The organism is Flavobacterium sp. LMO6, from assembly GCF_009495795.1.
Classification (GTDB): domain Bacteria; phylum Bacteroidota; class Bacteroidia; order Flavobacteriales; family Flavobacteriaceae; genus Flavobacterium.
In genome coordinates, this window is sequence record NZ_WIBH01000001.1 from 1 (window position 1) to 22,569 (window position 22,569).

Genomic DNA, 22,569 nt, shown 5'->3' on the forward strand with positions numbered 1-22,569 from the left:
TTCTACTCCTTAAATTATTGCAATTATTATTTAAAGGAACTTTTTCAGTGCCCTCACGCAAATCGGGAATTTTTTTTTATTTATTCATCTCTACAAAATACTTGTAAAATAATGGAATGGTTTCAATTCCTTTCAAATAATTGAAAACACCAAAATGTTCATTTGGCGAGTGAATGGCATCACTATCTAAACCAAATCCCATCAATATAGTTTTAGACTTTAATTCTTTTTCAAATAAAGCTACAATAGGAATACTTCCGCCTGAACGAACTGGAATGGCAGGAACTCCAAAAGTTTCAGTATAGGCTTTATTAGCAGCTCTATATCCTACGCTATCAATTGGTGTAACATAACCTTGTCCTCCGTGATGAGGCATTACTTTAACTTTTACTGCAGCTGGAGCAATACTTTCAAAGTGATTTTTAAATAATTCCGTAATTTGTTCCCAATCTTGGTTTGGTACTAAACGCATTGAAATTTTAGCATACGCTTTACTAGCAATTACTGTTTTAGCACCTTCGCCTGTATAGCCTCCCCAAATTCCATTAACGTCTAAAGTTGGGCGTATAGAATTACGTTCATTGGTTGTATAACCTTTCTCTCCATAAATATCACCAATAGCTATAGATTGCTTGTACTTTTCTAATGAAAATGGCGCTTTTGCCATTTCTGCACGTTCTTCTAAAGATAATTCTTCAACATTATCATAAAAACCAGGAATGGTAATATGATTATTTTCGTCATGTAATGAAGCAATCATTTTGGTTAAAACGTTTATTGGATTTGCAACCGCTCCTCCGTATAAACCCGAATGTAAATCTCTATTTGGACCTGTAACTTCAACCTCAACATAACTTAAACCACGGAGACCCGTAGTAATTGATGGCTGTTGGTTAGAAATCATTCCCGTATCCGAAATCAAAATCACATCATTTGCTAGTTTTTCTTGATTTCTTTCTACGAACCAACCTAAGCTTTTAGAGCCCACTTCTTCTTCACCTTCAATCATGAATTTTACATTACAAGGCAAGCAATTGTTTTGAATCATATATTCAAAAGCTTTAACATGCATGTACATTTGTCCTTTATCATCGCACGCTCCTCGAGCAAAAATTGCTCCCTCTGGATGAATTTCTGTAGTTTTAATTACAGGTTCAAAAGGTGGAGAGGTCCATAACTCAACTGGGTCTGGCGGCTGTACATCGTAATGTCCGTAAACTAAAACCGTTGGCAAGTTCTTATCGATGATTTTTTCACCATAAACGATAGGATAACCAGGAGTTTCACAAAGTTCTACGAAATCGCAACCTGCTTTTTCTAAACTTACTTTCACCGCTTCGGCTGTTAGAACTACATCATGCGCATAAGCACTATCTGCACTTACCGAAGGAATCTTTAAAAGTTCTATTAATTCATTTAAGAAACGTTCTTTATTTTCTTGAACGTATTGTTTTATATTGTCCATTGTGTTGATTTGATAAAGTTCAAAAATACAAAATTGATTTGAAATGAAAATAGAAAAAGCCCAATCTTTATTTGATTGGGCTTTTAAAAATAATGTTCTTTTACTTTAAAAAACTATTTTTTTAGTTACTTTAACTCCATTTTCAAGTGTTATTTGAACAATTAAAGGCACTGTATTTTTTTGTAAAGAATTAACTTGGAACGAAGAAGCGCTTATTGCTGTTTCATTAACTAATAACTGTCCTAAAACGTTATGAATTTGCACACTTTGAATTCTTTCATGAGGAGCAGAAATAGAAATTACATCTGTTGAAGACACTAAAACAGTAGCATCATTTTCAAAATCTTCACTTCCTAATGTTTCATTTGTATATCTCAATACAAATCTTGTATTATTAACTCCGCTAGTTGCTGTAAAACTATACGGATTGGTTTTTAAATCATGTATAATACCTAATTCTTTATCTTCTATATAAATTTTTTGATTGGCAGTAAACAAACCATCAACCTCAGCAATAGCAATTGAGAAATTTCCTGAAACACTTGTTTTGAATCCCATTGGAATTTGATCATTTACATCAAACGGAAGTGATCTTCCTTGAATTGTCATGATATCATTATCTATTAAAGAATAAAAATTTTGTGCCGATTTATAATCTGTAAAAGCATCAAACATTCTGTCTTTACCTGTAGTTGCACCTTCAACATAAGCAACTAAAGTACGAGTTGTTTGACTTGGTGTAACAAAGTCTAACCAAATTCTATGACGTTCTAAATTCCCACCTACTGAATTGTTTTCAATACTATTAGAATTTCTATAAAATTGACTATTAGAATAGCCTTTATCGCGCATTGAGTTATTAAATAAAGCTGTACTTGTAGTTGCTGCTCCTGGATTCATAAGAACAAAGAAACCTTGTCCACTTCCAATTACACTTAAAGTTCCTGCTCCACTTGTAGCTCCTGAACCATTAATAGCAATATAATCTGAAGCTGTATAATTGTAAACAAAATTATCATAAAAAGGATTTGCAACAGATGAACTAGGCAATGTTCCATGTGTCCACAAACGTACAAACCCGTCTAATTCAGTGTTTGCTGTTAAAAATGAATTGATACTAATTGCAGATGGATAAGGATTTCCTAATAAATTCCAGTTATCATCTGTAACTGTTCTCATTATACCGTTTGGACCTATAGAACCTGCACCTAAATCGCTTCCTCTTTTTATTGTAGGCGTATAAACACCATTTCTTGGTACTCCAACAAAGTTTCTAGATAATATGCCACGCATGATATACCCAATTCCAGATTGCATTGCTGTATTAGCTGCAGCCGCCCAGTTTCCTTGACCTCCATTAGGATTAGTAACTACTGGAGACCATGTATAAATATATCCCGATGGCGTATTAACACCATTTACTGGAGATGACCAATATACATAATCTAAAGCAACACCTGTAGTAGCTCGTCTATATGAAATGTTTCCAGTATTAACTCCAGAATCATCTACTTGAACCAAAGAACCATTATTCCAAACATTTAAAACCCCATTGACTGTTAAGTTATATTGAATTTCTACATAATTGTTTGCTTGGATATCTAAAGTATAGGTTGGATTTACTAATAAACTACAACATGAGAAATCTCCATCTGTCAAAGTATCATAATCTCCATCAATAATTGCTAACATCCCTGAGTTAGGAATACCATTTGACCATACTGTTCCGTCCCAAGTAGTTGTTGCTCCTCCTCCAATTTGCACTGCAGCTGAAGCTATAAAACACGTTGCAGTATCTTCCATTACCTGACAATAATATTGATAACCAACTAATCCTGTAATATCTGAAATAGATAAAGTATCTGTTGTTGCATCAGAAAATATTCCACCATTTGTCACCATTGTCCAACCTATATCACCAGGCGCACTATAGTACCATTGATATGTTAAAGGTGCACCACCAACAATAGCCTCTGTCCCAGTAACACTAACTGTAGCAGAGCTACAACCAGCACCATAAGTTGCTCCTAATGAAGTAGCTGTAGGAGGTACTCTAATTCCTTCATAAGAATTAATTAAGTCATAATTATCATTACATGCATTAAAATCGGAAATAGACCAATCTGTTGATACAAATGTAGTTGAAGGTAATGGTGTTGCTGTTGGATTTCTTTTAAAATCGTATCCTGCTGAACCTAAACCTAAAGCATTAATCCAGTTTGTTCCATTACAAACTCCCCAAGTATCTATAACCACTCCAAGTTTAGCTAAATGAATACAATCGTTATTATTTACACCACTTGAAACATCGTTTTGATCTGCATAACTTCCATCTCCACCAGGAACAGCACATTCCGTTCCGGCACTTGTAGCCAAAACAAATGTACCTCCATTTAATAATATTCCAGTTAATGGGATATCGTCTCCAGTTCCACTTCCATTATTTCTAATCTGGACTTCATAATCAGACATATCAATTGTTGCTCCTGTTGCATTAAAAATTTGAATGTAACTTAAAGAACCTGTAGATGCATCAGTAACTTCAGAAATAAATAAATCTCCAATTCCAATTGCTGTAGGATCACATGTTGAATTATCCTGTTCAATTACAGTAAAAGATGAATAAGATAAATCACATCCGCCAGCATCTTGAATTACAATATTTCCAGTAGTTGCATTAGCAGGTACTGTAGCCTGAATAAGAGACCCAGAAACAACTGTAAATGCAGCTGAATATATACCAAAATGAACTGAAGTAGCGGTTGCAAAACCACTACCATTAATTGTAACAATTGTTCCTATTGGTCCGGAAGTTGGCGTTATTGAACTCACAGAAGTTGTTGGTGTACATGTTATTGCCTCACCAGTAATATCGAATGTATACGGATTTTCATCACTATCGTTATTTGCAATGTTAATTGTCGCATTGCTAACCCCAATTACAGTAGGATTAAATGTTATTTCAAAAGTAGTTGAACCTCCTGCAGCAACTGTACTTGCAGGAGCAATAGAAACATAAAAGTCTGCTGCATCAACACCTGTAATAGTTACACCTGAAATGTCTAAATCATCTGGCCCTGCATTAGTAATTGTAAAGGTATGTGAAACATCAACTCCTACTAAAGTTGAACCAAAATCCGTATCATCTGTTGCGCTCGGCGTAGTGTCTCCATCAACAATTGAAACACTATTTCCTTCAACGTCAATTTCTACGTCTAGAGGGGTACCACAATACACCTTAACGTCGTCAATTGTTCTTTGTTGAGTTCCTGATGGTCTAGCGTCAATAAATCTTATAAAATAAGTTCCGCCTACATAAGCACTTAGATCAACTGTCTCTAATTGACAAGATGTAGAAATCGTAGAAATTGTAACCACATTTGTCCAAGGACCTGAAGATGAAGTCGAAACCTCCACATTCATGCTCCATGCATCAGTACCACTACTTCTTTTTTTATAAAAAGTTAAAGTTTGCGGATTAGCAATTGCTGTTGTAATGACATTATCCCCAGAATTATTAAAAACTAATCCTTGAGCTCCTTCACAAAACTGTCCTCCTAAAACTGTACCATTAATTAACCAACCTGAAGGATTTCCACTTTCGAAACTCTCACTCAAACAAGGTCCTACTACAAAAGTGATTTCTAAAGTTTCTGTGTCTGTACCATAAGCATTTGTAGCTGAAATTGTTACATTGAAAACACCTGCTCCTGTAGGAGTTCCTGAAATTTGTCCTGTTGTTGTATTTATTGATAGTCCTGATGGCAAACTTGTTGCATTATAACTTGTTGGTGTATTTGTTGCCACAATGTCATAAGTAAATGCTGAACCAACATTTCCTGAAGCGGTTAGTGAACTGGTGATTACTGGTGGAGCTGTTACTGTAAGCACTCCATTTACATTAGTTGTTCCATCCCAAAAACCTCCATTATATCCTCCATATCTGTAAGCCCCACTCCCTAATTGAAATCTTGAAGCATAATAATACGTTCCTGCTGGTAATAGCGAACCAATTTCTGCTTGATATTCATCATTATTTCCTGATTGTGTGTTAAAAGTTGCCGGAACCCATGTCCAAGCCGCTAAACTAGGGTCGTTATTTGTAGTATTATATCCTATCCATCCTTGTATTCCTGCGCCTTGACCAGCTGCTTCAGTAACACCTGGCTCATAGACTTGTGCATAAACAATAAATGTTCCTCCTTGCGTAATTGTTCCACTTGCCGGAAATTGTACGTTACAAAAATCTACCACAGACGGATTAACCGTTAAAACACCGTTTACATTTGAAGTACCATCCCAAAAACCTCCATTATATCCTCCGTATCTGAAAGGACCTCCATTTAATTGAAAACGTGACGCATAATAATAGGTTCCTGGAGCAAGTCCTGACCCTATATCTGCTACTAATTCATCATTATTTCCTATTTGTGTATTAAAACTTGCTGCAACCCATGTCCAACCTCCTGTACTTGGGTCTGTGTTTGCTGAACTATATCCTATCCATCCTAGTATTCCTGTTCCTATTCCTGCTGCTTCAGTAACACCAGGCTCATAAGCTTGTGCATATACATTAAAAACTCCATCTTGTGTAATGGTACCACTTGCTGGCGATTGTAAATTACAATAATCTACAGCGTCTGTAACTGCTGATTTTGTGATGTTTACATCATCCATAGTCATATTTGATGAACCTTTTGTAAAAGTCCATCTAACATATCTTGAAGAAGAACTTAAAGTATAAGGTCCTTTTGTTGAACATGTTGTAGGAAGTCCAACAGTTCCTGTTAAACTAACCACTGTAGTATAAGATACTCCATCAATTGACTCTTCTACTAATAAAACCGAAGTTGATGCTGAAGAATTGGATTTTACAACAAAACTTAATTGATCGGGAGCTGAATCTAGATCTACTATTTTTCTATCACCAGATGTATCAAACTTAGCGCCATTACTTCCTGAACATGCAAATGTTGTCAGGTATGAATCCATTGGTGTATCAGTCCAACCTGTAGGAGTTGAATTCCATACAGTTCTTGTAACCGGCAAAGTTGCCTGTCCCCACCCCAAAATCGAGCAAAATAAAGCACCGATCAATAATTTTAATTTTAATTTCATATTTTTATAGCTAAAATTATATGCTTGCATAGTTGTTAAAAACTAAAAAAGCCTACAAAGATAAAGCATAATTTTTTGATTTTAAAATATTTACACCATTATTAAATTGTTAACGAATTGAAAACTAATAAAACGTCATTTTCCTTAAAAGAAATCTATGCTAAGATGGAATATTACTGCGCTTATCAGGAGCGTTGTTATAAGGAAGTGGAAGAGAAATTGTATTCGTTTTCTATTAATCCCTCTGAAAAAGATGAAATTCTAACCTATCTTATCGAAAATAATTTCATCAATGAAGAACGGTTTGCACAAAGTTTTGTTCGAGGCAAGCACAATTATAAATTTTGGGGTAAAAACCGTATTGTAAACGAACTGAAATTTCGAAATGTCTCTTCTCGAAATATTCAAACTGCACTTAAAGAAATTCCAGAAGCAACTTATTTGCATAATTTTCATGCATTAGCCGAGAAAAATTGGGAAGCTATCGCAGCTCCAAAAGGTCAAAAAAAGAATAAAAAATTTGTCGATTTCTTACTTCGTAAAGGATATGAAACGAGTTTGATTTATGATAAATTGAGAGAATTGGATAATAATTAATGAGCCAATTTGGCAATAAAGAAATGAAGCAATTTATCAATGTGCCAATTAAAATAATTGACTCATTCGCATATCGTCAAATTGACACATTAACCCTATCTTTGCAAAAAAATAATTCATGTTAGAAAATAAAGACCAATCTAGAACCAGTTTAGCGCAATTAGGAGAATTTGGGCTTATTGAGCACTTAACAAAGCGTTTTACAATTAATCAAGAATCGACTTTAAAAAGTATTGGAGACGATGCTGCGGTATTGGATTTTGGTTCAAAAAAAGCAGTTATTTCTACTGATTTATTAGTAGAAGGCGTTCATTTTGATTTGGGTTATATGCCATTAAAACATTTGGGCTATAAAGCCGTTGTTGCTAATATTTCTGATATCTGCGCTATGAATGCAACACCCACTCAAATAACGGTTTCTATTGCTGTTTCTAACCGTTTTCCGCTTGAAGCATTAGAAGAATTATTTGATGGAATTTCAATGGCATCTAAATACTATAATGTAGATGTTATAGGTGGCGATACTACTTCTTCTCAAAAAGGATTAATTATTAGTATTACTGCCATTGGAGAAGCTAATTTAGAGGACATAACATATAGAAGTGGCGCCCAAACTACTGATTTATTGGTGGTTTCTGGCGATATAGGTGCGGCTTATATGGGCTTGCAAATATTAGAACGTGAAAAGCAGGTTTTTCAGGTGAATCCAAACAACCAACCCGATTTAGAACCTTACACCTATTTAATTGAGCGTCAATTAAAGCCTGAAGCTCGTGCTGATATAAAAGAATTGTTAGAAAAATTAGAAATAAAACCAACTGCCATGATTGATGTTTCAGACGGCTTATCCTCTGAAATTATGCATTTATGCAAACAAAGTGGCGTAGGTTGTAATTTATACGAAGAGAAAATTCCGGTTGATCCACAACTAATAAACGTTTGTGAAGAGTTTAATTTGGATATTACTACTGTTGCTTTAAGTGGTGGAGAAGATTATGAATTGTTATTTACCGTAAAAATGGAGGATTACGATAAGTTAAAAGGAAATCCAAATTTTACTGTAATTGGTCACATGACACAAGCTAGTGAGGGTATGCATTTAGTTACAAGAGCCAATACAAAAATTGAATTGAAAGCCAGAGGTTGGAATGCTTTGAGTGAGTAGTTTACAGTAAAAAAATAGCAACAAATTAACCCAACCGTCAATTCGAGTGATTTTATGAAGGAAAAATGCTAATTTTTGCTTTGTAAAATTGTATCGAGAACTATAGTAACGATTTGTTTTCAGTTGTTCTCGATACATTTTTCATAAAATAGCTAAGGCAATTTTATGATAAACACTCGAAATGACGAAAGTAGAAAACCGGAAGTCAATAAAATATAAAAAGGAAAAACAGGTTCTCGACTGCGCTCGAACTGACATTTAGGATTTCTTATTTAATTTTTTCTAGTTTCATAAATCTACAGTAACAAATTAACCCAACCGTCAATTCGAGTGATTTTATGAAGGAAAAATGCTAATTTTTGCTTTGTAAAATTGTATCGAGAACTACAATAACGATTTGTTTTCAGTTGTTCTCGATACATTTTTCATAAAATAGCTAAGGCAATTTTATGACAAACACTCGAAATGACGAAAGTAGAAAACCGAGAGTTCAGAAAATATAAAAACCCGAAATTTCAATTGAAATTTCGGGTTTTGTCTTAATTCTTAATACTAAAATCTCAGTACTTAAACTACATTTTCATCAACCAGTTTCTAACCGAAACTTCATTATTGATAATATCGCGTAATGCTGAAATCTTCACTCTATCTTGTTGCATAGAATCTCTGTGACGAATCGTTACCGTTTCATCTTCTAAGGTTTGATGATCCACGGTAATACAGAATGGCGTTCCTAGAGCATCTTGTCTTCTGTAACGTCTTCCTACCGCATCTTTTTCATCATATGCTACGTTGAAATCCCATTTTAATTCATTAATAATACTTTGAGCTACTTCTGGCAAACCATCTTTTTTAACTAAAGGTAAAACTGCCGCTTTTGTTGGTGCTAAAACCGAAGGTAAACGTAAAACTGTTCTAGTTGAACCATCTTCTAATGTTTCTTCTTGTAATGATTTTGAGAAAACCGCTAAAAACATTCTGTCTAAACCAACCGAAGTTTCCACCACATAAGGCGTGTAGTTTGAATTGGTGTCGTTATCAAAATATTGTAATTTTTTACCTGAGAATTGTTCATGTGCTTTTAAATCGAAATCAGTACGAGAATGAATACCTTCTAATTCTTTAAATCCGAATGGGAAATTAAATTCGATATCGGCTGCTGCATTTGCATAATGCGCTAATTTTTCATGGTCGTGAAAACGGTAATTTTCTTTTCCTAATCCTAGCGATTGATGCCAAGCCAAACGTGTAGTTTTCCAGTATTCATACCATTTCATTTCTTCGCCTGGTTTTACAAAAAATTGCATTTCCATTTGTTCAAACTCGCGCATACGGAAAATAAATTGTCTTGCCACAATTTCATTTCTGAACGCTTTCCCTGTTTGAGCAATTCCGAAAGGAATTTTCATACGACCCGTTTTTTGAACGTTTAAGAAATTAACAAAAATTCCTTGTGCAGTTTCTGGACGAAGATATAAATCCATTGCGTTTTCAGCCGAAGCGCCTAATTTTGTTCCAAACATTAAGTTAAATTGCTTAACATCTGTCCAGTTTTTTGAACCACTATCCGGACAAGCAATTTCTAATTCTTCGATTAAAGCTTTTACATCGGCAAGGTTTTCGGTCTCTAAAGAACGCGCCATTCTTTCCAGAATTTCCTTCTTTTTAGACAAATATTCCATTACACGAGGATTGGTTGTTTTGTATTGTTCTTCATCAAATGAAGCACCAAAACGCTCACGTGCTTTGTCTATTTCTTTTTGCGCTTTTTGATTTAATTTTTCGGCATAATCCTCAATTAAAACATCGGCACGGTATCTTTTTTTAGAATCTTTATTATCAATTAATGGATCATTAAATGCATCAACGTGACCTGAAGCTTTCCATGTCGTTGGATGCATTAAAATTGCAGCATCTAAACCTACAATGTTTTCATGCATTTGCACCATTGATTTCCACCAATATTCGCGAATGTTTTTCTTAAGTTCAACACCATTTTGTGCGTAATCATAAACCGCACTAAGTCCATCGTAAATTTCGCTTGACGGAAATATAAATCCGTATTCTTTTGCATGCGAAACTACATTCTTAAATATATCATCTTGTTTTGCCATAATGCAAAAGTAAAAATAGGAATGGAATAAAGAAAAGAAATTGAGGAATAAAAATAAGAATTATTAATATTCGAAAATTGTTGTGCCAATTTTAACAAAATCGTGATAAATATTGATTTTATATTTACCTTTTATCGTTTTCTTTTGTTCTAAATTAACATAAGTACAAACATCAGTATCTTCTTTCTTGTAGTTTGTATCTACAGAAGCACTATATTGCAATTTTACATTTAAATCAGACTCAATAGAAGTGTTCCCTGCAGAAATAATTTGATTTTTAGGATTTACGATTTGAACATAAATAGTTTTTTCTCCCGACTTTACTAATTGATTTTCTTCAAGAGTAAAACACACTCGTAACTGTTGAATTTTTGAATCTTTTAAATTATAGTTGTCTGAATAAATTTTTACACCTTTAGCATTAATGTTTAAAGCATAAAGTCTGTCTGTTTTTGGAACTACTTTAGAATTTGATTTAACTACAGCTGTAGCGTTATTTACTATACTAGTTTTCTTTGATTGTTGTTCTTTAGCATAAAAAACAATTGAATCTTCAGTAGAATTAAATTTTGTATTATTTGATGTTAAACTACCTGATTGAAGCAACTGAATTTGCTCATTAAATCGGACACTATCTATTTTATTTTTAACGCTAATAGAATCGTATTTGTGAAGAATTTCTGTAAGCTGACTATCTAAAACTTTATTCTCTAATTCAGATATTTCGATAAAATTTTCAAATTCATCAGAAACTTTATAATATTTGATACTAAAAAACAAGGATAGAAGCATCAATACTATGATACTTATTTTTGCTATTTTGTTTTTACTGTATGCCATTTTATAAAAATTTTTATAAATTTATTTAAAAATCTTAATGCAAGTATAATTAACCGATAAAATGCTAAAATACCTGATTAACTTACTTTATCCGAAACTTTGTTTGGGTTGTAATGCGCTTTTACTAACAAATGAAAAAAACATTTGTAGTGAATGTAATCACAACTTACCTTTTACCAATCATCATCATTTAGAAAGCAATGATACAACAAAAAAATTTTACGGAATAATTCCAATTGAATTTAGTGCTGCAATGTTGTATTTTCATCAAAAAGGAATTGTTCAAAATTTAATTCACAATTTAAAATACAAAAATCATCAAGAAATAGGAACGATTTTAGGGAAATGGTATGCTAAAGATCTGAAAAATATTTCAAAAATAAAAATGTTTTCTGAAATTATTCCCGTACCACTTCACAAAAAAAGACTTGAAGAACGAGGTTATAATCAAGTTACCACTTTTTGCGAAGCCTTATCAAATGAACTAGACTTACCCTACAATACTTCCTTATTATATAGAAGTAGGTATTCGAAAACGCAAACAAAAAAAGATAAAGAAAAAAGAAAAGAGGTTTCTAATGCTTTATTTGATGTTACTTTTAGCGAAACAGACCATAACAAACATTTCCTACTTGTAGACGATGTAATGACATCTGGCGCCACATTAGAAGCTTGTGCAAAAGCATTGTTAAAAATACCAAATAGCAAGGTTAGCATTGTTACCATAGCGTATACACTATCATAAAAATTATTAAAAATTGTATGTTTGCACTAATTATAGTTGTTATTTTGTAGCACCATTATTTGATAAGATGATAAAATTAAAAAACATAGCCTTTTTATTGGCAAGCCTTTTATTATTAACAAATTGCGCCAAAAGAGGCACAATTACTGGTGGCGATAAAGACACTATTGCACCAAAAATAGTTAGTAGTTATCCGGAGAATTTTTCAACCAATTTTAAAGGAAACGAAATCAAAATCAATTTTGACGAACTAATTAAGGTTAAAAACATTAATAAACAGTTGATTATTTCGCCACCCATGAAGAAACAACCTGTAATTATTCCTCAAGGAAGCGCTAGTAAATTTATTTCAATTAAAATTTTAGACACTTTACAAGACAACACTACATATAGTTTTAATTTTGGACAAAGTATTACAGATAACAATGAAGGCAACCCTTATTCTCAGTTTAAATATGTTTTTTCTACAGGAAGTTATGTAGATTCATTAACAGTAGTTGGAAAAGTAAAAGATGCATTCTATCAAAAACCTGATAATTTTGTTTCTATAATGTTGTATGATGCAAAAACATTTACAGATTCTACCGTTTATAAAGAAACACCTTTATATGTTACCAATACATTAGATAGTTTAAAAGTATTTTCTCTTGAAAATCTTAAAGAAGGAACTTATAAAATGGTTGCCATGAAAGATAAATCTAGCAACAATATTTACAATCCTTCTATTGATAAAATAGGCTTTTTAGATTACACCATTACATTGCCAACATCTGACATGTTTGAATTGGAATTATTTGAAGAAAAAAAGCCATTTAAAGCAGATAAACCTACACAAGAAAGTAATAATAAACTTTTTTTAGGATATGAGGGCGATTTTAAAAATTCGAAAATTACAGCTTCTTATGACAATAAGGAAGTCCCAATAAGGATAACTAAATTTCCTGAAAAAAATAAAGATTCTGTCCAAATTTTTTATCCCAATATAAAAATGGATTCATTACAAATTTCGATTACAAATGGCTTATATTCTAAAACATTTACCTCGAAACTTAAAGATCTAAAAGAATCAGACACCTTAAAAATTGAGAAAAAATCGGGAAGTATTTTGCCTTTTAGAGATGCATTTGTTATAAAGTCAAAAACGCCTATAGTTTCTATAGACGAATCGAAAATTACACTTCGAAATAAAGATTCTGTAGCAATAAAATTTACTTCAAAACATATAGAATTTGATGAAGAAATTGTTTTTGATTTTAAGAAAGATGAAGAAGAAAAATACACTATAGAATTGCTACCTGGCGCCATAAAAGATTTTTATGATACAGAAAATGATTCGTTAAAATATAATTTTTCAACCAAACAGCTTTCCGATTATGGTAATTTGAAAATTAATCTCAGCAATGTAAAACGCTTTCCTTTTATTATAGAATTACTAGATAAAAATGAAGTGTTATATAAAGCCACTTCAACTAAAGAAACGAGTATTTATTTTGAAACCATTGAACCTAAACTATACACGCTTCGAATCATTTTTGACGATAATGCAAACAACGAATGGGATACAGGAGATTACTTGGCTAAAAAACAAGCCGAAGAAATTATTTATTTTCCTAAACTCATAGATGTAAGAGCCAACTGGGATGTGGAACAAGATTTTATTTTAGACTAGTTAATAATAGTAAAATCATCCCTGTCGTTAAGAAAATTTAATTTTTCTCGCATTACTTGCTGGGCATTTTTATCTAATTCTAAAATAAAAACACCTAGTTCTTGTTCGCAATCTACGATAGTATTTCCTAAATAATCCATTGCTTTAGAGTGCCCAGGATATTCTAATTGGTTAGCGTCTTCTCCTACTCTATTTACACCAATGGTGTAACACATGTTTTCTATAGCACGTGCCTTTAAAAGAGCATCCCAAGCATTAATACGTGGTTTTGGCCAATTAGCAACATAAAGCAGTAAATCGTAATTTTCGGTGTTACGTGAAAAAACCGGAAAACGTAAATCGTAACACACCTGTAAGCAAATGTTCCAATTGTTATAGTTTACGATTACTTTTTCAGTTCCTTTTGTGTACACTTTTTCTTCTCCAGCTAAAGTAAATAAATGTCTTTTATTGTAAAACTCAACTTCTCCAGACGGATAAACGAAAACCATTCTGTTATAAAAATCATCATTTTCTTTGATGACTAAACTACCTGTAATAGCACAAGTTTTCTTTTTGGCCAGTTCTTTCAACCAATTTATTGTTTTGCCATCCATAGTTTCGGCAACTTCTGCTGGATTCATGGTAAAACCTGAAGTAAACATTTCGGGCAAGACAAATAAATCAAACGATTCATCTTCATTAAGAAAATATTCTTCTATGAATTTTAGATTTACTTCAGGTTGTTCCCAAGCTAATTTGGTTTGAAAAAGTGCAATTTTCATTTATCTTATTTTTATTGAATACTCCCAATCTTGTTTTGGGTGATTATTTGAAATTGACGGTATTAAAACCATTGGTATTCCACCAATGATGAAACTTCCTCCAATAATGGCTCCCCATGCTCCAGTTCCTACTATAGCCACACCTGCGATTATCATAACAGAACCATAAACAATGAAAATTGGATTTGCAATGGTTCCAAAAAGTGATTTTTTCTTCATTTTAATAATGTCTTCTAATAGCACCACTTTTTCTTCAATTATAATACTGCTAGAATCTTTTATTGTAAATCTTCCATATAGTTTTTGCCCCTCTTTTGTCCACACTTTAATACGCTTATTTTCCTTAATTTCTTTAGTAAATTTAGAGTTTATCTTTTGAATTACTAACGTATTATTTTGTGATAAAACAGTAATTGAAAAAAGAAAGAAAAACAAAAGAAATAGGTGTTTCATATTGACTAATTTATGAGGTTAAAAATACCATTTTATTCATTCATTTAAGAATGTTAGAAAAAATAATTAAAACAAAAAACGCATCCAAATAAATGAATGCGTTTTTATTATTTTTAAGATTCTATGAATTACTTCACAGATGCTTTTAAAAATTCTCTGTTCATACGAGCGATGTTTTCTAATGAAATACCTTTTGGACATTCAATTTCACATGCTCCAGTATTCGTACAATTTCCGAATCCTTCTTCGTCCATTTGACGAACCATATTCATTACACGTTGTGTAGCTTCTACTTTACCTTGAGGTAACAATGCATATTGCGATACTTTTGCTCCTACAAATAACATAGCAGAACCATTTTTACAAGTAGCCACACATGCTCCACAACCAATACATGCTGCTGCTTCAAAAGCTTTATCAGCATCATCTTTAGGAACTGGAATTGAGTTAGCGTCAATTGTGTTACCAGAAGTATTTACCGATACGAAACCTCCAGCTTGTTGAATTCTATCAAAAGCTGTTCTATCAACAACTAAATCTTTAATTACAGGGAAAGCTTTACTTCTCCATGGTTCGATAAAAATTGTATCTCCATCGTTAAACATTCTCATGTGTAACTGACACGTTGTAATTCCAGTATCTGGTCCGTGAGCACGTCCGTTAATGTATAATGAACAAGAACCACAAATTCCTTCACGACAATCGTGATCAAATGCTACCGGTTCTTTTCTTTCGTTAATTAATTGCTCGTTTAATTGGTCTAACATTTCCAAAAACGAACTTGCAGTAGAAACATTATCTAATTTATAAGTTTCCATGCTTCCTTTAGAACCAGCGTTCTTTTGACGCCAAATTTTAAGGTTTATATTGATGTTTTTTGATGCACTCATAATATTTTATTTGTAATTTCTAGCTGCAATTTTTATTTCTTCGTATTTCAACTCTTCTTTATGAAGGTCTTCTTTAGTAATATCGTTTCCTTTGTATTCCCAAGCTCCTACGAAAGAAAAGTTTACATCATCACGTAATGTTTCTCCTTCAGCATCTTGATATTCTTCACGGAAATGACCTCCACAAGATTCATTACGTTGTAAAGCATCCATTGCCATTAATTGACCTAAATCGATGAAATCGGCAACACGTAATGCTTTTTCTAGTTCAGGATTTAATTCATCTGCGCTTCCTGGCACATAAACATCTTTATAAAAAGCTTCTTTTAATTCAGAAATTTCTGCAATCGCTTCTTTTAAACCTTGTTCATTACGTCCCATACCTACTTTATTCCACATAATTAAACCTAATTTTTTATGGAAATAATCAACCGATTTGGTACCGTTATTGTTTAAGAAATTGCTAATTGAATCTTTCACTCTTGCTTCAGCTTCTATGAATTCTGGAGAATCAGTAGCGATTTTTCCAGTTCTAATTTCATCAGCTAAATAATTAGAAATAGTGTAAGGCAGTACGAAATATCCATCTGCTAAACCTTGCATTAATGCAGAAGCTCCTAAACGGTTAGCTCCGTGGTCAGAAAAGTTGGCTTCACCAGCAACGAAACAACCTGGAATTGTAGATTGTAAGTTATAATCTACCCAAACACCACCCATCGTATAATGCACCGCTGGATAAATTTTCATTGGTGTTTCATATGGATTTTCGTCAGTGATTTTTTGATACATAGTAAACAAGTTACCATATTTTTCTTCTAACCATTGTTTTCCTAAAGCTGTAATTTCTTCTGGTGTAGGATTATGATTTCCTTTTGCGTAAGCTGATTGTTTTCCTTTAGTTTGAATTTCAGTTGAGAAATCTAAATAAACGCCTTCGTTAGTGTCATTTGCTTCAATACCATGACCTGCGTCACAAACTTCTTTAGCTGCTCTTGAAGCCACATCACGAGGTACTAAATTTCCAAAAGCTGGATATTTACGCTCTAAATAATAATCTCTATCTTCTTCTGCAATTTGTGTTGGTTTTAATTTACCAGCACGAATAGCTTCAGCATCTTCTTTTTTCTTAGGAACCCAAATACGACCTGAGTTACGTAACGATTCAGACATCAACGTTAATTTAGACTGATTGGTTCCGTGAACAGGAATACATGTTGGGTGAATTTGAACATAACAAGGATTAGCAAATAAAGCTCCTTGTTTGTGAATTTTCCATCCAGCAGTTACGTTACTTCCCATTGCATTTGTAGAAAGGAAATAAACATTACCATAACCTCCAGAAGCAATTACTACTGCATGAGCTGAATGTCTTTCAATTTCTCCTGTAATTAAGTTACGAGCAATAATTCCTCGTGCTTTACCATCTACTTTTACTAAATCTAGCATTTCGTGACGGTTAAACATTTGCACTCTACCTAATCCTATTTGTCTAGACAAAGCTGAATATGCTCCTAATAATAATTGTTGTCCTGTTTGTCCGGCAGCATAAAAAGTACGTTGTACCTGTGTACCACCAAATGAACGGTTATCTAACATTCCACCATACTCACGAGCAAAAGGAACACCTTGCGCTACACATTGGTCAATAATATTACCTGAAACTTCTGCTAAACGATGAACATTTGCTTCACGAGCACGGTAGTCACCACCTTTAATAGTGTCATAAAAAAGACGGTAAATACTATCACCATCATTTTGATAATTTTTAGCAGCATTAATTCCTCCTTGCGCAGCAATAGAGTGAGCACGACGTGGCGAATCTTGAAAACAGAATGCTTTTACATTATAGCCCATTTCTCCAAGAGAAGCGGCTGCAGAAGCACCTGCCAAACCAGTTCCTACTACAATAATATCGATTTTAGGTCTATTATTTGGAGCAACTAATTTTAAATGATCTTTATAATCGGTCCATTTATCTTTTAACGGACCTCCTGGTATTTTAGAATCTAACTTCATAATATATATGTGTTGATTATTTTTTGAAATGTAAGAAAACTGGAATAATTGCAAACAATAAAGGAACTATTATTGCAAATGCTTTTCCGAAAAACTTGATTGAAGGCGTAAATTTAGAACTAGTTGCTCCAAGTGACTGAAAAGCACTTTGAAAACCATGCCATAAATGGAACGCTAAAGCCAACATTGCTAATACATACCCAATCGTAAAGAACAATCCGTATTTAGCATCTTTAAAGAAATCAGCTGTTAATTTATACAAGTCTTTGTAGCCAATGAAAACAATTTCTCCATCTACTTTGTTAATTAAAGTGGTTCCGTTTTTTAATTCCAAATCATATTTGCCTTGGGTTTGATCTTTTACTTCTTTAATAAATTCTGAAGTAATAACATTAGCTCCTTTGGCAGCTAAAAATGGCATTGGAGATTCTTTAGTACCAACTAACTGCAGTTGTTTTTGCCCCATTCCATTAGGAATTTCTTTTGCAACTAAAGGCATATTTTTATCAAAATGCATTTTAGCCCAAAAATTCACCATGTGTGTTGCAATAAAAACTAAAATGATAGTTCCTAAAACCGCCATGTTTCTTGAAGCAAAACTACTAGAAGAACCGTCTGTTTTAGCATAACCTACTGGTCTAGCTTTTTTGTTTTGAATGGTTAACATAATTCCATCAATAGCATGGAATAAAATAGAAATGTAAGTAAGATAAGATAGTAACTTAACTGCCGGATTGGTGGTCATGAATAATGCATATTCATTAAATTGCTTACTTGTTCCAAAAATCAATTGAAGATTTCCTGCCAAGTGACCCGCCAAAAACAAGCATAAAAATAAACCTGTAAGAGCCATCCAGTATTTTTTTACTATAGATGACTTTAATAGTGCTGATTTTGCCATAATTTTATTTGATTGTACTAGTTTTATAAAAATCAAAACAAAAATACAGCTATTTGAAATTAACTACAACCTTTTAGCACTAATTTATAATGAATTTAAAATAATTTAACTGTTGTTGAATACCAGTAAGTTAGAACAACAAAAAAGTAATATGTATATCTTTTTTGCGAAATAATTATTTTGAAACTTTAGAATAATAAGCAATTGTAATCAATTTCCATTATAATTTTACTACATAACCTTTGTAAATTGAAATTATAACGATGTAAAACAACTTAATACGTTTTTGTTACATCTTCATCTATAACGAGAATAAAGTCGGCTTTATTGTAATATTCCGTTTCTAATTTTTGAATATCTTTTTGTTCCACCGTTGCAATAGTTACAATTTTTATCTCTTTATCCCATTTTTTTAAATACCAATTAATTCCTTCATAATTATCAGAATGATAGGTTCCGTTGTAATGAACAAAAACACTATTTTCTTTTCTATTTTTATGAATAAAATAAGCCATTGTTGCATCTTTAATTGCTTGTGCTTTTGGCATTTTATCTCCAGCATGCCCGCCTTGCATTTGCATCATGCTTTGATAACCTGGTAAATTAATATCAAATTCGATAGGCAATGGCGCAATCCAAGATTTTTCTTCAGACGAAAGCGAATCTAATGCAATCAAATCTTTTCTAAAAACCATGCTGGCGTATCTTCTAGGAATATTTGTTGCTATAAAATTAAATTTTTTCTCTTTGGCAAAATCTACTAAAGGTTTATAATCTGTTTTATAATTATTCCATAATCTAGCTAAAGAATCTAAGCCTTTTTGATTGATTTCATCATTTAAATATTGATTCACTTGAGTTTGATTGTCAGCTTCTAGCATTTCGGCACCTAAAACCAAATTTTTCTTTTCGGCTAAATCTTTGGTTAATTCGAGCTGTAGCCAATGCACCACAGAATTATTGTGATATTCTCCAAACAATATAACATCTGTTTTTTCTCCTGCTTTTAAAATCTTTTCATACGATGACTTTTTGCCATTTTTATCAAAAATTTGATAGGATTTTTTATCTTGAGAAAAACTCAAAAAAGTACCAAAAACCATTAGAGTTAATAGAAAATTTTTCATTGTTTATTTTTTTGGAGCTGTTAATTCAAATGTTTTAGTTGCAGACGTTTTCCCTTTTACAATTTTGAAATTATATTTTGAAACAGGTAAATAGTAGCTATTATTTTGCGAGACAGAAATGGTGTGTTTTTTGTGCTTTTTATTCCATTCAGCCGCCGCATTTTTAGACATGGTGTAATTGTAAGTAAAGCTATTTAAACCTTTCTTAATTGAAATTTTTTCAGAAAAAACTTCAATTCCTGTTTCGCTAGAAACTAATATAACTCCTTCGTCGTCGGAATCAGAATAAAACCAAATTTGTTGAGAAGGCTCCATAACTTTTCCCCAAGCATAATTTTGAGTTCCCCAACGCTCAGATTTTGTTCTGTTATTTATATCGAATAGGTAAATTGGTTTTTCTAAAACACTACTTTTAAGTTGCTGAACTTTTGAAATATCGATTTTATAAATAGATCGACCATGCGTTCCAACAATTAGTTCTTTTGCTTTTGCTTGAATTTTTAAATCGTGTATTGCTACATTTGGTATTTCGTTTGAAAAATCTTGCCAAGTATTGCCTTTGTTTAAAGAAACAAATAAGCCATTATCTGTTCCAACATATAATACGTTTTCGTTTTCAGAATCTTCAACAATTACATTTACAGCCTGAGTTAATCCGTTTGAAATAGAAATCCATGTTGCTCCAAAATCTTCAGAAACATAAACATAACTTGAAAAATTATCATTTCTATAACCGTTCAAAGTAGCATATACTCTTTCTTTTTTATGAGCAGAAGCCACCACTCTAGAAATCCATAAATTTTGAGGTAATCTAGAAGTTTCAGAACCTGAAATCATTTGCCAAGAATTTCCTCCATCTTTTGAAACATGAATTTTACCATCGTCTGAACCTACATAAAGTAAACCAAACTGAAATTTACTTTCAGAAATTGTTGTAATTGTTCCAAATGCAACGTTTCCTTCTTTCTCGCCAAAAGTTAAATCATCAGAAATAATTGTCCATGTTTTGCCTTGGTTCATAGAACGATGTAAAAAATTAGAACCTAAATAAATTACATCTTGATTGTGTGAAGATAACAAAATAGGTGTTTGCCAATTAAAACGATATGGTTTTTCTCCTTTAGGACTTTTTGGTGTTATTGATTCTGAACTATTATTTTTTCTATCTATTTTGTAGTAATTGCCAAATTGAAAGCCCGTATAAACAATATTAGAATTTCTATTGTCGATTTGAATTTGCATTCCATCGCCACCCATTAATTCTTCGTACGGATATTTTCCTTCTTGATGCCAAGAAACATTTTTTTCATAATTATGATTTCCTACCCAAACTCCATTATCTTGCAAACCACCGTACACATTATACTCTTCTTCGTCATCAACATTTACAGCATATAATTGACCTAGCGCTTCGTTGTTGCATTTAATCCAATTTTCACCATTATCATACGAAATATTAACTCCACCATCATTCCCATTGATAATATGATTTGGATTTTCTGGATTTATCCAAGTTACATGATGATCTGCATGTACATTTTCTTTGCTAATAGCTGAAAATGATTTTCCTCCATCTTCAGAAAAAATTAATGGAACTCCGCCCATATAAATACGATTCTGATTTTTTAGATCGACTGAAATATTAGCAAAATAATACCCATAAGAATAAAACATATCATCAATATACTTTTCATGTGTGCGATTCCATGTTTTTCCCGAATCTTCTGATTTGTATAATTCACAACCTATTACTTCGGTTTGAAATAAAGCTTCATTAGCATCTTTAGGCTTATCTGCTTTGCTGTTTGGCCTTTTATTTTGATTATCTACAACCGCGTAAATTATATTTTCATTAAACAGCGCTAAACCAATTCTTCCCACGCCTTCATTTGCAGGGAAACCACTTTCTTTCGTTGAAATTAATTTCCAAGATGTTCCTCCGTCTTCACTTTTATAAATCCCCGATTTTTCACCATCTCCATCAAAATTCCATGCTTTTCTATCTTTTTGCCAAGACGCAGCAAACATAATTTTTGGATTACTTTTGGAAGCCGCTAAATCTATAATTCCAGCATCATCCGACACAAATAGAGTTTGTTTCCAAGTTTTTCCTCCATCAGTTGATTTGTAAATTCCGCGTTCTTTGTTCGTAGTATAAAGATGTCCAACAGTAGCTACTACAATCTCGTTTAAATTAGTTGGATTGACCCAAATTCTGCTAATATGATGCGAATCTTTCAATCCTAAATTTTCCCAAGTTTTGCCTTTGTCCGATGATTTTAAAACACCAACACCAGCATACGAAGAACGAGATGCATTTACTTCACCAGTTCCTACCCAAATAGTTCCTGAATTCCAATCTACAGTCACAGTTCCGCAATTAACCGTTTCAGCCGAATCCATCACAGGAGAAAACGAAGTTCCGTTATTATTGGTATACCAAAGTCCGCCTGTTGCATACGCTACATAAAATTCAGTTGGGTTTTCTGGATTAATCGCCAAATCAACCACGCGACCACTCATAATAGTTGGGCCAATATTTTTAGCCTCGACTGCTTTAAATAATGAAACTTGAGCAACCGAAGATTGCAAAATCAATAAAAAGAGTATAGTAAATTGCTTCATTGTATGAATTTTTGTTGAAAATTAGCCAAAACATTGCACTTCTACAAAATTTCTAAAGTATTTAACAACTTTTTCATTTT

General features: G+C 32.7%; 15 protein-coding genes. 4 read left to right on the forward strand and 11 right to left on the reverse strand.

The annotated features are described in order from the left end of the window. Positions 1-76: 76 nt before the first annotated feature. Together GFJ99_RS00005 and GFJ99_RS00010 are read right to left on the reverse strand one after the other, a co-directional pair. Complete coding sequence (locus tag GFJ99_RS00005; RefSeq protein WP_153207004.1) at positions 77-1,465, reverse strand: dipeptidase; 1,389 nt, start codon at positions 1,463-1,465, stop codon at positions 77-79. A 105-nt stretch (positions 1,466-1,570) separates the two neighbouring features. Then, a complete protein-coding gene (locus tag GFJ99_RS00010; RefSeq protein WP_162523901.1) occupies positions 1,571-6,583 on the reverse strand; it encodes a choice-of-anchor D domain-containing protein in 5,013 nt (1,670 codons plus the stop codon). Positions 6,584-6,748: 165 nt separating this feature from the next. Here GFJ99_RS00010 and GFJ99_RS00015 point away from each other — a divergent pair, with 165 nt between their 5' ends. After that, on the forward strand, positions 6,749-7,180 hold the full coding sequence (locus GFJ99_RS00015; RefSeq protein ID WP_153207006.1) for a regulatory protein RecX: 432 nt from the start codon (positions 6,749-6,751) through the stop codon (positions 7,178-7,180). Between the two features lie 118 nt (positions 7,181-7,298). Further along, positions 7,299-8,345, forward strand: a complete 1,047-nt coding sequence (thiL, locus tag GFJ99_RS00020) for a thiamine-phosphate kinase (protein WP_153207007.1) — start codon at positions 7,299-7,301, stop codon at positions 8,343-8,345. Between the two features lie 572 nt (positions 8,346-8,917). On the opposite strand, the gene GFJ99_RS00025 is transcribed toward thiL, so the two are convergent. Then, on the reverse strand, positions 8,918-10,459 hold the full coding sequence (locus GFJ99_RS00025; protein WP_153207008.1) for a glycine--tRNA ligase: 1,542 nt from the start codon (positions 10,457-10,459) through the stop codon (positions 8,918-8,920). Positions 10,460-10,522: 63 nt separating this feature from the next. Continuing rightward, positions 10,523-11,299: a hypothetical protein gene (locus tag GFJ99_RS00030; RefSeq protein ID WP_153207009.1), complete on the reverse strand. Its 777-nt coding sequence runs from the start codon at positions 11,297-11,299 to the stop codon at positions 10,523-10,525. A 61-nt stretch (positions 11,300-11,360) separates the two neighbouring features. Between GFJ99_RS00030 and GFJ99_RS00035 the strand changes: the two genes are divergently transcribed. Together GFJ99_RS00035 and GFJ99_RS00040 are read left to right on the forward strand one after the other, a co-directional pair. Further along, on the forward strand, positions 11,361-12,044 hold the full coding sequence (locus GFJ99_RS00035; protein WP_203228760.1) for a ComF family protein: 684 nt from the start codon (positions 11,361-11,363) through the stop codon (positions 12,042-12,044). Between the two features lie 67 nt (positions 12,045-12,111). Next, positions 12,112-13,713 carry an Ig-like domain-containing protein gene (locus tag GFJ99_RS00040; RefSeq protein WP_153207010.1) on the forward strand — a complete coding sequence of 534 codons (1,602 nt, stop codon included), beginning with the start codon at positions 12,112-12,114 and terminating at the stop codon, positions 13,711-13,713. Here GFJ99_RS00040 and GFJ99_RS00045 read toward each other — a convergent pair. The 7 genes from GFJ99_RS00045 to GFJ99_RS00075 all read right to left on the reverse strand — a co-directional run bounded on the left by GFJ99_RS00045 (position 13,710) and on the right by GFJ99_RS00075 (position 22,489). Beyond that, positions 13,710-14,477, reverse strand: coding sequence for a nitrilase family protein (locus GFJ99_RS00045; RefSeq protein WP_008255088.1), 768 nt, complete (start codon positions 14,475-14,477; stop codon positions 13,710-13,712). The two genes, GFJ99_RS00040 and GFJ99_RS00045, sit on opposite strands and share 4 nt — an antisense overlap. After that, a complete protein-coding gene (locus GFJ99_RS00050; RefSeq protein WP_008255090.1) occupies positions 14,478-14,930 on the reverse strand; it encodes a hypothetical protein in 453 nt (150 codons plus the stop codon). Positions 14,931-15,058: 128 nt separating this feature from the next. Beyond that, positions 15,059-15,820: a succinate dehydrogenase/fumarate reductase iron-sulfur subunit gene (locus GFJ99_RS00055; protein ID WP_008255092.1), complete on the reverse strand. Its 762-nt coding sequence runs from the start codon at positions 15,818-15,820 to the stop codon at positions 15,059-15,061. 6 nt (positions 15,821-15,826) lie between these two features. Next, entirely contained in the window at positions 15,827-17,836 is a 2,010-nt protein-coding gene (locus tag GFJ99_RS00060; protein ID WP_153207011.1) for a fumarate reductase/succinate dehydrogenase flavoprotein subunit, read from the reverse strand. 16 nt (positions 17,837-17,852) lie between these two features. Continuing rightward, positions 17,853-18,737: a succinate dehydrogenase cytochrome b subunit gene (locus GFJ99_RS00065; protein ID WP_153207012.1), complete on the reverse strand. Its 885-nt coding sequence runs from the start codon at positions 18,735-18,737 to the stop codon at positions 17,853-17,855. Positions 18,738-19,012: 275 nt separating this feature from the next. Beyond that, positions 19,013-19,864, reverse strand: a complete 852-nt coding sequence (locus tag GFJ99_RS00070) for a ChaN family lipoprotein (protein WP_238990058.1) — start codon at positions 19,862-19,864, stop codon at positions 19,013-19,015. A 3-nt stretch (positions 19,865-19,867) separates the two neighbouring features. Continuing rightward, positions 19,868-22,489, reverse strand: a complete 2,622-nt coding sequence (locus tag GFJ99_RS00075) for a sialidase family protein (RefSeq protein WP_153207013.1) — start codon at positions 22,487-22,489, stop codon at positions 19,868-19,870. Between the last annotated feature and the right edge of the window lie 80 nt (positions 22,490-22,569).